This is a genomic window from Rhodococcus sp. NPDC006774, from assembly GCF_040636045.1.
Lineage (GTDB): Bacteria > Actinomycetota > Actinomycetes > Mycobacteriales > Mycobacteriaceae > Rhodococcoides.
On sequence record NZ_JBEYIW010000029.1, the window covers coordinates 1 to 14,941 of the forward strand.

General features: G+C 64.3%; 15 protein-coding genes, 4 tRNA genes and 1 riboswitch. Of the genes, 8 read left to right on the top strand and 11 right to left on the bottom strand.

Annotation, left to right across the window (positions count from 1 at the left end; all coding sequences use genetic code 11):
• The 3 genes from ABZ677_RS25590 to ABZ677_RS25600 all read right to left on the bottom strand — a co-directional run.
• A partial coding sequence (locus tag ABZ677_RS25590; protein WP_358374502.1) for an acyl-ACP desaturase occupies positions 1–209 on the bottom strand: 209 nt, incomplete at its 3' end.
• Positions 210–480: 271 nt separating this feature from the next.
• Positions 481–556 (bottom strand) — tRNA-Lys (locus tag ABZ677_RS25595).
• A gap of 67 nt (positions 557–623) precedes the next feature.
• Positions 624–1,877 (bottom strand): lipase family protein, encoded by a 1,254-nt coding sequence (locus ABZ677_RS25600; RefSeq protein ID WP_358374505.1) that lies wholly within the window; start codon positions 1,875–1,877, stop codon positions 624–626.
• Between the two features lie 652 nt (positions 1,878–2,529).
• Between ABZ677_RS25600 and ABZ677_RS25605 the strand changes: the two genes are divergently transcribed.
• The 6 genes from ABZ677_RS25605 to ABZ677_RS25630 all read left to right on the top strand — a co-directional run bounded on the left by ABZ677_RS25605 (position 2,530) and on the right by ABZ677_RS25630 (position 4,729).
• Complete coding sequence (locus tag ABZ677_RS25605; protein WP_037187463.1) at positions 2,530–3,198, top strand: TetR/AcrR family transcriptional regulator; 669 nt, start codon at positions 2,530–2,532, stop codon at positions 3,196–3,198.
• 79 nt (positions 3,199–3,277) lie between these two features.
• Positions 3,278–3,350: transfer RNA gene (locus ABZ677_RS25610), tRNA-Glu, on the top strand.
• Positions 3,351–3,475: 125 nt separating this feature from the next.
• Positions 3,476–3,549, top strand: a tRNA-Asp gene (locus ABZ677_RS25615).
• Positions 3,550–3,605: 56 nt separating this feature from the next.
• Positions 3,606–3,682 (top strand) — tRNA-Phe (locus ABZ677_RS25620).
• Between the two features lie 84 nt (positions 3,683–3,766).
• Positions 3,767–4,342 carry a DUF6584 family protein gene (locus ABZ677_RS25625; RefSeq protein WP_358374509.1) on the top strand — a complete coding sequence of 192 codons (576 nt, stop codon included), beginning with the start codon at positions 3,767–3,769 and terminating at the stop codon, positions 4,340–4,342.
• Positions 4,343–4,426: 84 nt separating this feature from the next.
• A complete protein-coding gene (locus tag ABZ677_RS25630; protein ID WP_037187459.1) occupies positions 4,427–4,729 on the top strand; it encodes a hypothetical protein in 303 nt (100 codons plus the stop codon).
• Between the two features lie 12 nt (positions 4,730–4,741).
• On the opposite strand, the gene ABZ677_RS25635 is transcribed toward ABZ677_RS25630, so the two are convergent.
• Positions 4,742–5,041: an ANTAR domain-containing protein gene (locus ABZ677_RS25635; RefSeq protein ID WP_037187457.1), complete on the bottom strand. Its 300-nt coding sequence runs from the start codon at positions 5,039–5,041 to the stop codon at positions 4,742–4,744.
• Between the two features lie 90 nt (positions 5,042–5,131).
• Entirely contained in the window at positions 5,132–5,716 is a 585-nt protein-coding gene (locus ABZ677_RS25640; RefSeq protein ID WP_037187456.1) for an XRE family transcriptional regulator, read from the bottom strand.
• Positions 5,717–5,814: 98 nt separating this feature from the next.
• Between ABZ677_RS25640 and ABZ677_RS25645 the strand changes: the two genes are divergently transcribed.
• Positions 5,815–6,942, top strand: a complete 1,128-nt coding sequence (locus tag ABZ677_RS25645) for a hypothetical protein (RefSeq protein ID WP_052047315.1) — start codon at positions 5,815–5,817, stop codon at positions 6,940–6,942.
• Here ABZ677_RS25645 and ABZ677_RS25650 read toward each other — a convergent pair.
• The 6 genes from ABZ677_RS25650 to metE all read right to left on the bottom strand — a co-directional run bounded on the left by ABZ677_RS25650 (position 6,869) and on the right by metE (position 13,266).
• Positions 6,869–7,786: a pseudouridine synthase gene (locus ABZ677_RS25650; protein WP_037187454.1), complete on the bottom strand. Its 918-nt coding sequence runs from the start codon at positions 7,784–7,786 to the stop codon at positions 6,869–6,871. The genes ABZ677_RS25645 and ABZ677_RS25650 overlap by 74 nt on opposite strands.
• An 89-nt stretch (positions 7,787–7,875) precedes the next feature.
• Positions 7,876–8,871, bottom strand: coding sequence for an NADP-dependent oxidoreductase (locus tag ABZ677_RS25655; protein ID WP_358374515.1), 996 nt, complete (start codon positions 8,869–8,871; stop codon positions 7,876–7,878).
• Positions 8,872–8,882: 11 nt separating this feature from the next.
• Positions 8,883–9,308 carry an organic hydroperoxide resistance protein gene (locus ABZ677_RS25660; protein ID WP_094633030.1) on the bottom strand — a complete coding sequence of 142 codons (426 nt, stop codon included), beginning with the start codon at positions 9,306–9,308 and terminating at the stop codon, positions 8,883–8,885.
• Positions 9,305–9,763 (bottom strand): MarR family winged helix-turn-helix transcriptional regulator, encoded by a 459-nt coding sequence (locus tag ABZ677_RS25665; RefSeq protein WP_037187447.1) that lies wholly within the window; start codon positions 9,761–9,763, stop codon positions 9,305–9,307. Before ABZ677_RS25665 ends, ABZ677_RS25660 begins: the two co-directional genes overlap by 4 nt.
• 96 nt (positions 9,764–9,859) lie before the next feature.
• Positions 9,860–10,903, bottom strand: a complete 1,044-nt coding sequence (locus ABZ677_RS25670) for an iron-siderophore ABC transporter substrate-binding protein (RefSeq protein ID WP_037187445.1) — start codon at positions 10,901–10,903, stop codon at positions 9,860–9,862.
• 107 nt (positions 10,904–11,010) lie between these two features.
• Positions 11,011–13,266, bottom strand: a complete 2,256-nt coding sequence (gene metE / locus ABZ677_RS25675) for a 5-methyltetrahydropteroyltriglutamate--homocysteine S-methyltransferase (RefSeq protein WP_358374519.1) — start codon at positions 13,264–13,266, stop codon at positions 11,011–11,013.
• Between the two features lie 129 nt (positions 13,267–13,395).
• A riboswitch (cobalamin riboswitch) is annotated at positions 13,396–13,598 on the bottom strand.
• Between the two features lie 251 nt (positions 13,599–13,849).
• Here metE and ABZ677_RS25680 point away from each other — a divergent pair.
• Complete coding sequence (locus ABZ677_RS25680; RefSeq protein ID WP_094633199.1) at positions 13,850–14,938, top strand: 3-deoxy-7-phosphoheptulonate synthase; 1,089 nt, start codon at positions 13,850–13,852, stop codon at positions 14,936–14,938.
• The last annotated feature ends 3 nt before the right edge of the window (positions 14,939–14,941 follow it).

A 14,941-nucleotide genomic window follows, 5' to 3' on the forward strand; every position in this document is an offset into this window, starting at 1 on the left:
ATCATCGCGGCCTGTGCGACGTCGGAGAGCTTGGACTGCTCCGGGTCGTAGTCCTGGCCGCCGAGTGCGGCGAAGTTGCGACCTTCGTCCCACGGGACGTAGTCGTGAGGGTGCCACTCCCGCGCCATCGTGATGTGACGGTTCACATTGTCCTCGGCAGTGGGCACCAGCTCTTGCAGAAGCTCGAGCTGTGTCAGATCCCTCGCCATTAGATCGCCTCCATAGATTGCGTACGACCGGTCCAGCTTACGGCACCGTAGGTTCGGTGTGAACCTCGTTGCGCCTGTTCACTTGCTGTTCCGGCGGTCGTGATGTTCGGTGTCGATCGACGCGACGTGCCCCCGGAGCGCCGATCCTCCGGCCGGCCTTCGCGAGTTCACGAACGCTGCAGTTCCCCCTGCACGTCGCTCTGTCTCGGCCGATCGTTACTTCCGAGTGTACGTTCCGGACAGGTGTGATCACTGTTACCAGGACGGTGTGTGGTGCCCCCAGTAGGACTCGAACCTACGACCTGCGGATTAAAAGTCCGTAGCTCTACCAACTGAGCTATAGGGGCGCGGCTCGAAAGTGTAATGGGCCGCGCAGCGCCGGCGGGCAGTACCCCCGGCAGTGGTGCCGACCGGTCAACGTCCGAAGCTGCTGCACCCGCTCGGTACCGGAATACCGGCCAGGCGGTCGTCGATCCAGGCGTACGCGCCCGGAATGCCGCTGAGTGCGACGATCAGGTGCTCACCGAGATACTCCTCGAGTCTCACGTTCGCACCCTGAGCGCACCATTCGTCGTAGAGGGTCTCGGCTCCCTCCTTGGGAATCCAGAACTCCTGTTGTCCGTGATAGATGAAGACGGGGACGGTCGGTGTCTTGTCTCCACCCATGCGGGTCGACGCGATGATCTGTTCGGCGATCGGTGTCCGGTCCACGTTCGGAATGTCCGACAGCGCCTGTGCCGGGATGGGTGCCACCAGGCCGCCCGGTGCGGTCAGATAGATGCACATGTCCTTGGCGATGGTGGCCAAGCGCAGACCGTTGGCGTTCATCAACGAGAACATCTCGGGATACTCTCGGGCGACTCCGAGCGTGGCCGACAGGAACAGTGTCGACCCCACCGTTCCGTTGAGAGAACGCAGCAGAATGCGGTAGTCGGTGGGTGCACCGCCGAACGCCACGCCGACGAGATTCACGTCCGGGGCGTAGGTGGGAGCCAGCTGCGCGGCCCATCCGGACGCGATGGCACCGCCGGAATATCCCGTCGCGGCGATCGGAGACTCCGCAGGCAGGCCCAGTTCGGGCAGTTTCACCATCGCGCGGAGGGCGTCCAGGATGGCGTGGCCCGCCATCGGTCCGGCCGCGTATCCCTGCCGCGGCCCCTGATGATCGGTGACGACGACGGCATAGTTCTTCGCCAGGAACGACTGCACCGGGACGATCTCCGGTGCAATGCCGCGGGGGAGGGTCCACGACGGAGCGCAGGTGTTTCCGAGTGAGTCGATGGCCATGTTGTACGCGACCACCGGCCGACTCCCGGGTCCCGTCCATGGGGCCGAGGGCACGATGACCGTAGTGACACCCGCGACCGGACGATCCTTGGAATCGTTGGTACGGAACAGGATTTGGGTCGAGACGACCGGCGTGAACAGAGGTCCGACGGTCACCCGTCGGGTCGCCAGCACCGCTCCGGGAGGTTGCTGTTCGTAGCCTGCGGGTGGATCGAACCAGGGCTCGCCCAGCGGGGTGGGTAGATACAGAGCCGGATCGGCGACGGGGGCCACGAAGTTGCCCAGGGGATCTGCGGCCGCGGTGCCGGTTGTCGACAGAGCGAGCACGCCCACCGCGAACAAGGTTGTGATGGAACGACATGCGCGGATCGATACCTTCATGGCAGTCACTCGCTTCCGATCGGCAGAACTCCCGACGTGATGCATTTCACAGTAATTCAGGACGGACGCGATCTCGGGGCAAGGCTGGGAACGTGTCGAAAACGTTACCGACCGGTCTTTCTCATATCGTTTATCGGGCAATGGATTTGGCCGATGGTCCTCGACCGTCTCGGTGTATTCGGTTGGTGAGCAGTAGATTTGAAACGCTAACGAGCAAAGCGAAACAATCGGGACTCGAGATGCGTTACCGCGAAATGTAATTCGGTTTTCAACCGAATGCAGGTTGGGTTCCCGCGGTGGCGTGGACGGTGTGTCGACCGTCAGGTTCGGGGAACTCGTCCGCGGCTCGGGCAACGGCGAAGGTGAGTCGATCGGCGCGCGATTCGGTCCAGGAAGGTCCGACGAAGTGCTGGTTCGCCTGCGGTTGCGGGCCCGATAGAAAGCGGCTCGAGTGCGCACCCCCTGCAGCGCACTCGAGCCGCGCAGATCATACCATCCGGCTTGTTTCGGTTGCCTAACCGATTTTTCGGTCGGGTGTGTGTGTCGAAGCGAACCGTAGGTGAGTCGACTCGTATGTCGTTCGGGTGAAGTACTCTCTATCTGTACTACCTGCGGATACGCAGGGCGCTTGGGGCTCGGAGGCACGGAGTAAATGGCACAACAAGAGCGCGCACGGCGGACCCGGGCGGCCATCGTAGAGGCGGCGGCGGCGGAGTTCGCCAAGCGTGGATACGCAGCGGCATCCGTCAACACCATCTTGGAGGGCTCCAATGCCACCAAGGGTGCGATGTACTTCCATTTCCAGTCGAAGGAAGATCTGGCCCGAGCTGTGCTCGGAGCGGGACTGGATCGGTACGTCGCCATCACGGAGAAGTGGGCGGACACCACCGCACATCCGTTCTACGTCGTACGCGGGATCGTGGACGACATCGCGCAGAACTTCCAGAACGACGTGATCGTGCGCGCCGAGTTCCGGCTGATCGTCGAGCCGGAGTTCTATGCGGAGGTTCATTCGGGTGGCGGTCGTGTCTGGGGCGCTCAGGGGCTCGCTCAGGCCGAGCGTGCGCTGGCGATGGGCGACCTGAAGCCGGAGTTCGATGCGGCCAAGTTCGTGCGAGTGCTCGCCGCGTCGATGGCGGGTCAGCGCTACATGTCGGATCTGGTGGCCGACAACGCGGATCTGCGCGAGCGTTTCGAGGAGTCCGTGGAAGTCGTACTGCTCGCCATGGCGTCGGAGCGTTGGCTCGCGGAATTCAAACTGCACGGGTGGGAGCACTACGGCGAAAACTGTGCGAAAACCGCCTCTGACCTGCCGGTTTGAGATTTACAGCGAAAGTGTCCTAAGCTATCCCAGCTCCCAACGGAACGCCGTTGAGGGTAACGTCGAAGCAGTTCGGCGGGCCCCCTTCGTCTAGCGGCCTAGGACGCCGCCCTTTCAAGGCGGTAGCGCGGGTTCGAATCCCGTAGGGGGTACGTAGGAAAAGATCGGATTGACAATCCGGTCGGCAGTACAGCATTCTTCTTCTCGCTTCACGGCGAGATGCGGATTTGCAGTTCGGAGAGTTACTGCGCTAGAAATAGCGCGGCAACAACAGCAAGGCCCTGTGGCGCAGTTGGTTAGCGCGCCGCCCTGTCACGGCGGAGGTCGCGGGTTCGAGTCCCGTCAGGGTCGCAACATCGGTACGGAAGTACCGACATTGCGATGGCATTGTTTCACCGGTGCCGCCCGGCCAGGTAGCTCAGTTGGTACGAGCGTCCGCCTGAAAAGCGGAAGGTCGCCGGTTCGATCCCGGCCCTGGCCACCACGGTGTTGGATCGACAAGCACGATGAAAGCCCCTTCCGGTTGGCCGGCAGGGGCTTTTTCGTGTGCACGAGTTATTGTCGACGCGTGGACGTGATCGATCGAGCGCAGGAGGATCTTGCGCGCGGAGACAGCATCGCTGCTCGAGATCGGCTGGTCGGTGCCTTGGTTCGTAACCCGACGTCGCCCGGCATCCTCGAATTGCTCGCGTACACGTATCTGGTGCTCGGCGATCGTGCGGCGGCCGGAGCGGCGTGGTTCCTCACCGACAAGTCCGACGACGATCCCACGGCGTCCGCTGCGTTCGCCGCCCTGCAAAAGCAGTACAGATCGCCCCTGACGATGGCGCAGGCCCTGCCCATCCACGCGCCCTCCGATTGGTATCCCACCCGCGCTCGGATACGGCTGGCGCGGCTCGGAGCCGCGATCGAGGCCAACGGCCAGCAATGGGTGCCGCCGCGAGACGTCGTCTACTTCGACGAGGACGGTCTTGATTCCGACGACTTCTACGACGTGGACGGCGATTCCGACGATGCCGATGTCGACGGTGCTCGGACGGGCGCGAGCTACCGCTCCGTGCGGCAGCGCGCGATAGCGGCGACCATCGTCATCGCCATTGCTGCCACCTCGGCATCGGTGGTCCTGGCACTCGTCTTCGGGTGACGCCGGTTCACGGACGAAGTATCCGACGCCGAGCGTAGAGTCGCGAAAGAAATTCCGGCCGACGATCGAGGGTGACGAGTTTTCATGGGCACAGCGAACGGCGCGCCGTCACCGGCTCCGCGAGACGACAACTATGCCGTCAACCTCGAGCAGGCGAGGGTGTTCGCGAGAGGACTCGCCGAACACATCGAGACGTGTTCGGCATCCATCGAGCGGGCCCAATCCAAGGCATTTCGAGCTCGCGCGGATCGCGCCGAATCCAAGGCCCGAGCGTTCGAGTCCGAGGCGTCGACGCTTCGAACCGAGCTCTACGAAATGTACCGACACGTCGATGCGATGACGGCGCGCTTTCCGGAGCTGCGCAGCGATCCATCCGTTCGCGGCTAGCTCTCGGCTGGATCAGACAGCTGCGGAATCGGTGACCAAGCCGAAGGTCGCCTCTGCGCCCCGACGGCCGAGCGCCGAGCCCCACACCTCGTACACCGCATCGGTGGCCGACGATCGCTCGATGTCGCGGCCCTCCGCGACGGTGATGAGCGTGCGTGAGAGCTCGAACAGACTGACCCGGTGATTTCTCGCGGTCGTGAACAGCTCGTCGATGGCGTCGGCGACGGATCCACCGTGGATCCCGATGAGCACTCCGGTTGCGATGTCCACGTGTGTGCGAGATGCAGGCGATTCGGGCAGTCTGTCGGTCATCTTTTTCCTCGAGATGTTGTGGTCGGTGCGGATGACCGAAGTGGATCCTGGCGTCGAGCGGGCTTCACTGTCTCACACGGACATGACATTTCATACCGTCGGTTTCGCCCGCACGTGCATCCTCTCGCCCTGGGGTCCGAACAGGCTCAGAAGCTCGACGGGCCGGTTTCCGACGGCACCGAACCAGTGCGGCACACGAGTGTCGAATTCGGCTGCCTCACCGGCCTTCATCGTCAGATCGTGCTCGCCGAGAATGAGGCGAAGGGTGCCGTCCAGGACGTAGAGCCACTCGTACCCTTCGTGCGTTCTTGGGCGAGGCTCGGAGTCCTCGGGTCGGACCAGAAGTTTGTACGCCTGCAGGCCGCCAGGACGCAGCGTCAGGGGAAGGATCGTCACGTGTTCGCGAACGGTGGCCGTGGTGCGCACCCGAGGGTCCGCTACGGGCGGCGCAGTCACCAGATCGTCGAGTTTCATCTGATGGGCGCGAGCGATGGGCCAGAGCAACTCGAGGCTGGGCTTGCGGTCACCGGACTCGAGTCTCGACAGTGTGCTGATCGAAATTCCGGTGGTGTCGGACAGCGATGCCAGGGTGGTGTTCTTCTCCATCCTGATGCGCTTGAGGCGGGGACCGAGGCCTGCGATGACCTCGTCCAGACTCGTGTTCGATTCGTCCATGCCACCATTGCAGTTTCGGCAACCAAATTTGTCAACCCCGGAAACAATGACGTGCGAAAACCGCCCGTGAACGACGGCAGACGGCACATACTCGATCGATGACCGGTCGTTCGGGGACCACACATCGCCGAGGCATGATCCGCGATGCCTACGGAAGTCCCGCATCCGAGGCGTTCATGGTCGTCGCCATTGCGACGATTCTGATCACCAGGGCGTACCTGGAGTTGACCCACTACCCCCAGGTGGGTGGTAAATCGCTCCACATCGCTCACGCCCTGTACGGCGGAGCGGCGATGATGTTCGCTCTGCTGATCGGGTGGATGTTCATCGGGTTCGGCGTTCGGGTGTTCACCGTGCTGCTCGGTGGGATCGGATTCGGGCTGTTCCTCGACGAAGTCGGCAAGTTCGTCACCAAGGACAACGACTACTTCTACGGACCCTCGTCGGAGATCATGTACGTCCTGGTGGTCCTGCTGTTGGTGTTCAGCAGGATCGTCCGGGAGTTCCGCCGCCCCTCGGTCGACGAATCGCTGGCCAACGCGGCTGCCATCGCCGCAGACGGCGTCGCGCACGGCCTCCCCGAGCATCGACGCGACTGGGCGCTACGGATGGTCACGCGGGCCGAGGCGGAGGGTGCCGACGCGGACACCGTGGCCGGAATCAGACTGTTGCTCGGTCGCTGTCGTCTGTCGACGTCGCGTACCCACTCGCTGCGGAACGCTGTTCCCCGGCTGATTCCCGCCTTCTTCACCAGCGCCCGGTGGATTCCCGTCGTCGGCTGGGGGTTGGTTCTGATCTCCGGGGCCGGGGTGGTGTTCGGGATCGTCGAACTCGTCATCGGGGAGCTGCACATCGATCGGCGCGACCTGACGATCGACATCGACGGAATGGGGATCGCAAGCGGGATCCTGTTCGTCAGTGCCTGCCTCACCTTCGCCACGGCGCTACCGGCGATGCTGTGGTTGCGCACTCGGGGCCCGCTCTGGCCTCTGCGCACACTCCGCGTGTCCGCGTTGATATTCACTCTGCTCAACGCGCTCGTGGACTTCGCTCAGGAGGGATTCGCCGCGCTGGTGAACGTCGCGATCGGACTGTTCGCACTCGCAGTCATCTCGCATCGCATCACGGTCCGTACCGCCGAGATCGCCGATATCACGGCCGAATCTGCTGTGAAGCAGGTGGATCCAGACTCCGATTGCTCTCGAACCGTCGAACCAGGCCGCTGAGCGGATCGACGAATTCGATCGAGCGTGCCAGCAAGCGGAGCGGGTCGGAGTAGTCGTCGTCGGCGACATCTCGGAACTCGGGGTAGAAATTGTCCCCGACGATCGGAATCCCCAACGAGCACAGGTGAACTCGAAGTTGATGAGTCTTGCCGGTTCGAGGATGCAATCGATACAGGCCGTGGGCTCCGAGCGTGTCCACGAGCTCGACGAGTGTCTCGGCGTTGGGCTCGCCGGGTACCTCGCGTGCCTGGAGAACGCCGCGCTCCTTGATGATTCGGCTGCGTACCGTCAACGGGAGTTCGAGGTCCCGTGCGAGTGGAGCGATCGCGTCGTACTGCTTGGTGATCGTGCGTTGAGCGAACAGCTCCTGGTACGGCCGGCGGGCCTGCTGTCGCACGGTGAACACCAGAACCCCGGCGGTGAGCCTGTCCAGACGGTGCGCCGGGCTGAGCTCGGGCAGGTCGAACCGGCGTCGGAGCAGGACGAGGGCAGACCGCGCGACGTAGGCACCGCGCGGAGTGGTGGCCAGAAAGTGCGGCTTGTCGACCACCAGTAGATTCTCGTCGCGATGCAGGACGTCGAGGGAGAACGGCACCGTCGGCTCCACCGGTGGGTCTCGGTAGAGGTAGATGTCCGCTCGCGGTCTCGCGACCGTCGTCGAATCGATGGGTGCGCCTACCGCGTCGACGATCTCGCCGCCGGCGACCTTCTCGGTCAGCCTGGCCGCGTCCTGGGGGAACCGGGCGCGCAGATAATCGAGCACGGTGATCCCGCTCGACGTGTCGGGCATCCGTACCCGTGTGGGGTCGAGGCCGTCGCGCAACGGCAGGGGAGCGGCGGGCATGCATCGACTCTAATCGGTGGAACATGGAAACACCCCGGTCGGAATTCCCGACCGGGGTGTGGACTGCGGTAGAACCTTTCGGGTCCGACTCAGATGGTGACGACCATTTTGCCGGTGTTCTCGCCCTTCATGAGTCCGATGAACGCAGAGGGAGCGTTGTCGAGACCGTCGACGACTGTCTCGTCGAATTCGATTGCGCCGCTGTCCAACCACTGGGTCATCTTCGCGCGGAATTCCTCGGTGAGGTGCGCGTACGAACCGACGATGAATCCCTTGAGCGTCAGCTCCTTGCCGATGGCCAGAGCGAGATTGCGCGGTGCGGGCGTCGGCTCGGTGGAGTTGTACTGAGCGATGGCTCCACACATGGCAATTCGGCCGTACTTGTTCATCGAACCGATGGCGGCTTCGAGATGCTCGCCGCCGACGTTGTCGAAGTACACGTCGATGCCGTCCGGTGCCGCCTTGCGGAGCTGCTGGGCGACCGGGCCGTCGTGGTAATCGAATGCCGCGTCGAAACCGAGCTCGAGCAGGCGGGCGACTTTCGCCGGAGATCCGGCACTGCCGATGACCCGAGATGCGCCGAGCGCCTTGGCGATCTGTCCGACGAGCGACCCGACGGCGCCGGCAGCGCCGGACACGAACACGACGTCGCCCTCCTTGAACGAGGCGACCTCGGTGAGGCCTGCGTACGCCGTCGTGCCGGTCATTCCGAGCGCACTGAGGTATGCGGACGCCTTCGCGGCAGACAGGTCGACCTTGCTCGCACCCTTCGCCGGAACGACGGCGAGATCTCGCCAGCCCTTACCGTGCAGAACGGCGTCGCCGACGGCGAAACCCTTGGCCTTGGATTCGACGATCTCGCCGACGGCACCGCCGTCGAGCGGGGCGTCGATCTGGAACGGCGGGACGTACGACTTCACGTCGTTCATCCGACCACGCATGTACGGATCGACCGACATCACGATGTTGCGGACGAGGATCTGCCCGTCCGCGAGTTCGGGGAGTTCGACGACCTCCGCGCGAAAGTTGTCTTCGGTCGGCCAGCCTTCTGGGCGGGACGCGAGGTGAATTTCGTGTGCCTTCATGGTGTTTCCTCTTACTCGTCTTCGGTGACGGTGACGGTGACGTCGATGTTGCCGCGGGTGGCGTTGGAGTACGGGCAGACCTGGTGGGCCTTGTCGGCCAGGGTCTGGGCGTCCTCGCGGCTCAGGTTCGGCAGCGTCACCTCGAGGGTGACGGCGAGCTGGAAGCCGCCCGCGTCGTTGGGTCCGATGTCGACGCGAGCGCCGACGGCCGAATCGGTGACGTCGGCCTTGTCCTGGCGCGCCACCATCTGCAGTGCGGAGTGGAAGCAGGCGGCATAGCCGGCGGCGAAGAGCTGCTCGGGGTTGGTGCCGTTGCCGCTGCCGCCCATGGCCTCCGGGATGGCGAGGTCGAGATCGAGACGTCCGTCGGAGGTGCGGGCGTGGCCGTTGCGGCCCTCTCCGGTCGCGAGAGCTTCGGCGGTGTAGATGGTCTTCATGATTCTCCTTCTGTCGTGCGCGAATCGGTGTGATGCAGAGCGCTCGTCAATGCGTCGAGCGATTCCTTGAGCTTGACGAGATCGTCGATTCCCATGCCGGTCTTCTCGGCCAGTTTGCGTGGGAGGTCGAGTGCCTTCGCGCGCATGGCGCTACCGGTCTCGGTGAGGTGGATTTCGACGCGGCGTTCGTCGGTGCTCAGTCGTCGACGCTCGATGAATCCGAGACCTTCGAGCCGCTTGAGCATCGGCGACAGGGTGCCGGTGTCCAGGTCGAGTTCGGCGCAGATGTCCTTGACGCCGCGCCCGTCCTGTTCCCACAGCACCAGCAGTACGAGGTACTGCGGGTACGTGACCCCGAGCTCCTCGAGCATCGGGCGATACACCGCGGTGGTAGCCCGCGATGCGGAGTACAGCGCGAAGCACACCTGACGGTCGAGTGCGAGTTCGTTGGTCACTCCAAGAACTGTAGTACACGGTTAAGTTGTACGCAACCTATCTGGCGGATGTGAGCGAAACCTCGTGGTCTGCTTCGAGGTTCCACTCACCTGGTGTCAGCCCTGCAGGGCGTCCTTCAGGCCGTCGAGCACGATGGTTGCCGCCGTCGGGCCTGCGTTGAGGTACCACGGGTCGTCGTCGACTCGGACGATGTGGTTCTCGGTGGCCGCGCTCATTCCGGTCCACAGCGGATTGGTGGTGTACGACGCGGCGCTCGAATCGGCTTCGGCATCCTGGCTGGAGACGAACACCCAATCGGCGTTCGCGAGCTGGATCTCCTCCTCGCTGAAGTCCTGCGAGGTCTTGTCGAACTGCTGGCTTTCCGGTCGGGCCAGTCCGGCGTCCCAGGCGATGTATCCCGCAAACGACGGGATGCCGAACACGCGTGCCCGATCCGCGGTGAAGCGGACGAAGGAGACCGTGGGTGTGCCGCCGCCGGCAACCGAATCGCCCAGTGCCGCAGCGTCGGACGTGAAGGTGTCGACGAAGGTCTGTGCTTGCTCGGTACGGCCCAACGCGTCGGCGAGAAGCAGGAAGTCCTGCTTCCAGTTCACTCCGGTGCCCTCGGTGAGTACGGTCGGCGCGATGGTCGACAGCGTCGAGTAGATGTCCTCGGAGCCTGCCTTGTTCGCCAGGATGAGGTCGGGTTCGATGGCGGCGATGGCCTCGATGTCGACTTCCTGCCGGTTGCCGACGTCGACGAACCGGTCCATCCGATCTGCGTACTGAGGGAACGAGAAACTGATGTAGTCCGGGACCAGTGCGGCTCCGTCGCCGTAGGCGACTCCGGTGGGTACGACGCCCAGAGTGAGGGCCGCGTCGAGCTGGCCGGTGGCGATCACGACGATCTTCTTCGGTTCGGCGGGGATCTCGGTGGAGCCGCCGAAGTGGCCGACCGTGCGGGGGAACACTCCGTCCGCGGCACCCGAACCCATGCCGTCGGGGATGCCGGTCGGTCCTGGTGCGTCCGTCACGGCGTCGCCGGTGGTCGCTTCGGTGCTGGTGGAAGGCGTGGCCGTCTGCTCGGCGGTGCCGCCACAGGCAACGGTGGTCAGTGCGGTGACCGCGGCGATCGTGGTGGCCAGCAGTAGACGTTTCACTTCGTTCTCTTTCACAGGGCGGGCGTAGGCAGGTAAGCCTAGCCTGTACCTCGCGAACGAAGTGAGCGGAACTTCGTAGCAGGGGCCGAAGTTCCGCTCACCCGGTGTCAGCGCAGCGCGGCCGCCGCCTGCACCATGTTCGTCAGTGACCGTTCCACCTCGGCCGGCCCGCGGGTCTTGAGTCCGCAGTCGGGATTGACCCAGAGTCGTTCGGCGGGAACGGCTTTCAGTGCCGCGCGCAGAGACTCGGTGATCTCCTCGACACTCGGTACCCGCGGTGAGTGGATGTCGTACACACCGGGGCCGACGCCGAGGTCGAAGCCGACGGAGTTCAGGTCGTCGAGCACCTCCATGTGCGAGCGAGCCGCCTCGATGGACGTCACGTCTGCGTCCAGGGCGACGATCGCGTCGATGATCTCACCGAACTCCGAGTAGCACAGATGCGTGTGAATCTGCGTGTCGTGGGCGACACCGGACGTCGAGATCTTGAACGATCGCACCGCCCATTCCAGATACGCCGCTGTATCTTTCGCACGCAGCGGTAGCAGCTCGCGAAGGGCAGGCTCGTCCACCTGGACGATGCGAATGCCCGCTGCCTCCAGATCGATCGTCTCGTCCCGGATCGCCAGGGCGATCTGGTCCGCGGACTCGGCCAGCGGTCGATCGTCTCGGACGAACGACCACGCCAGAATCGTCACCGGGCCGGTCAGCATTCCCTTGACAGGCTTGTCGGTGAGCGACTGCGCATACTCCGACCACTTCACGGTCATGGGTTCGGGACGCGAGACGTCGCCGTACAGAATCGGCGGCCGAACACACCGAGTTCCGTACGACTGGACCCAGCCGTTGGACGTCGCTGCGAAGCCGCTGAGCTGTTCGGCGAAGTACTGCACCATGTCGTTTCGCTCGGGCTCACCGTGCACCAGCACGTCGAGTCCGATCTTCTCCTGCAGTGCAACGACATCGGCGATCTCGGACTGCATCCGGGATGCGTATTCGGCGTCGTCGATCTCACCTGTGCGCAGGGCTGCCCGAGCGAGTCGTATCTGCGTGGTCTGCGGATACGAACCGATGGTGGTCGTCGGCAACGACGGCAGGTCCAGCCGCTCGGCCTGTGCTCGACGACGCTCCTCGGCCGGGGTTCGGTCGACGGAGACACCCGCCTCCATGCGTGCTCGGATGACCGAGTCGTGCAGGCGCGGATCGGTGCGACGGCTCTCGAGTGCGGTGCGGGCCCGCTCGAGCTCGGATGAGACCGATTCGGTCCCGTCTCGAAGCGCCCGGGCGAGGAGTGTCACCTCGGCAACCTTCTCGGCGCCGAACGCCAACCACGACCGGAGCGGATCGACGATGTCGGTCTCTCCGTCGAGGGTGTACGGAACATGCAGCAGCGAGCACGAACTCGACACTGCAAGCGTGCCCGCGCTGCCCAGCAGGCTCGCCGACGTTGCAAGTGCCCGGTCGAGATCCGTCCGCCAGATGTTGCGACCGTCCACGATGCCCGCGACGATGTGCTTGCCTGCCAGCGCAGGTACCACGGCAACCTGCTCGACGGTGCCCGGCACCGTCAGGTCGATCGAGAATCCCTCGACTCCGGTCGATGCGAGCACGGGTAGCGCAGCGCCGAGGTCACCGAAGTACGACGCCAGCAATATGGCAGGCCTCGTCGACACTGCACTCAGAAAGTCGTAGGCCTTCTTCGCGGCGTCGATCTCGCTCCGAGTGCGATCGGCCACGAGCGCAGGTTCGTCGATCTGGACCCACTCGGCTCCGGCATGGGCGAGTGTCGTCAGCAGCTCGCCGTACAGCGGCAGAATCTCGTCGAGGCGGTCCAGCAGAGGTGCGTTGCCGCCGACTGCCTTGGACAGGAGCAGGAACGTGACCGGTCCGATGATCACTGGTCGCGCCGAAATGCCCAGCGCAACAGCCTGCTTCAGATCGTCCACTACTTTCTCCGAGTGCAGGGAGAAGGTGGTGTCGGGGGAGATCTCCGGGACGAGATAGTGGTAGTTGGTGTCGAACCACTTGGTCATCTCGAGCGGTGCGACGGCGTCGGTCCCGCGTGCTGCCGCGAAATACCGGTCCAGTTCGGTGCCCAGTCCCATCACTCGCGGTGGCAGCGCTCCGAGTAGCACTGCTGTGTCGAGCATGTGGTCGTAGTACGAAAAAGTGTTCACCGGAACGGAATCGAGTCCGGCGGCTGCGAGTTCTCGCCAGGTGCTCTCGCGCAACGTCCGCGCCACGGATTCGAGTCCGACGGCGTCGAGCTTTCCGGCCCAATAGGATTCGACGGCTTTCTTGAGTTCTCGGTTCGGTCCGATACGGGCCGAGCCGAGCACGGTGGCAGTGAATTCGATACTCACGGTTGGTCTCCAGGTGACTGCTGCATCGACGGTGCACCGCCTTCTCGGACGCGCACATCCCGGAGAGCCCCACGAGCAGCCGTACCAGGGTTACGCGCCCATTCCACGAGGCGGTGAACCGCTGCGCACGGCGTGCGCAGCACAGACGGCAGGTATTCGGACTCGCGGGCGCGTGGACGAAGAGCCCACTCCTACTGGCCGTCGCTTCCCGAAGAGGCCTCTTCAGTGCTTGTGGTGACGGCGGTCGTTCCTGCATACCGCTGCGGGACAGTCCCGGATTCTCACCGGGTTCCCTCTCGCGATGCGCCGGAACTGCTGCGCATCGCTTCGACGCCGTGGCGAACTTCGGGGCTCCTCATGGACACCTGGCGAACCGACTGCAGGAACGAGCATAGATGCATCCGCGACGAATCTGCTACGGTGCTTTTCATGCAGCGCACGTATTTCTGGTTTAGCAGGCCGGCCCCGGGTGGGTCAGCCAGCGACGCCATGCGCTGACCCTCCACCCCACGAGCCGGATACAGACCGGCTCGAAGTGCGTGTGGAGCATGAGGAGCCGGCCTGGGAACAGGAACGCACTCTCATGACACTCTCTCTCGATACCCCACCTCTCGACGATCAGCGGACCATCAGCATCAGTCCGCTGGTTGCCCCGTCGGTGCTGCGCCGCGACCATGCAGTGGACGACGCGATCTCGGCCACCGTCAGAACCGGACGCGCCGGCGTGGTCGACGTGCTGGACGGTCGCGACGATCGACTGATCGTCGTGGTCGGCCCGTGCTCGGTGCACGACACCGACGCTGCACTCGACTACGCCCGACGCCTCGCGGCCAAGGCGTCCGAACTGGGCGATCGACTGCACATCGTCATGCGGGTCTACTTCGAGAAGCCGCGGACGACGCTCGGGTGGAAGGGCTTGATCAACGATCCGCACCTCGACGGCAGCTTCGACATCAATTCGGGCCTGCGCGTGGGACGTCAACTGCTGCTCGACATTTCCGCGCTCGGTCTACCGGTCGGGTGCGAGTTCCTCGACCCGATCACCCCGCAGTACATCGCAGACCTGGTCAGCTACGGCGCAATCGGTGCGCGAACGGCGGCGAGTCAGGTGCACCGCCAGCTGTGCAGTGCGTTGTCGATGCCGGTGGGGATCAAGAACTCCACCGAGGGCGACATCCAGGTCGCGGTCGACGGCACCCGCGCTGCCGCCGCGAGCCACGTCTTCCCCGGCACCGATCTCGACGGTCAGGCGGCTCTGATCCGTACCGTCGGAAACCCGGATTGCCACGTCATTCTGCGCGGCGGCGTCGACGGTCCGAACTACGACGCCGAATCGGTCGCCGATACCGTTGCGCGACTGCGAAAGTCGGGCCTACCGGAGAGAGTCGTCATCGACGCCAGCCACGGCAACAGCCGCAAGGACCACAACAAGCAGGTCGACGTGGTCACCGACGTGGCAGCGCGGGTCGCGGCAGGCGAACACGGCATCGTCGGTCTGATGCTCGAGAGCTTCCTGGTCGCGGGGCGTCAGGATCTCGAACTCGGCCGCCGTGACGATCTGGTGTACGGGCAGTCGATCACCGATGCCTGCCTCGACTGGGATACCACGGCAACGCAATTGGACGCACTTGCGGCAGCGGTCGAGGAGCGTCGAAACCCGACCGCGCGTTGACGC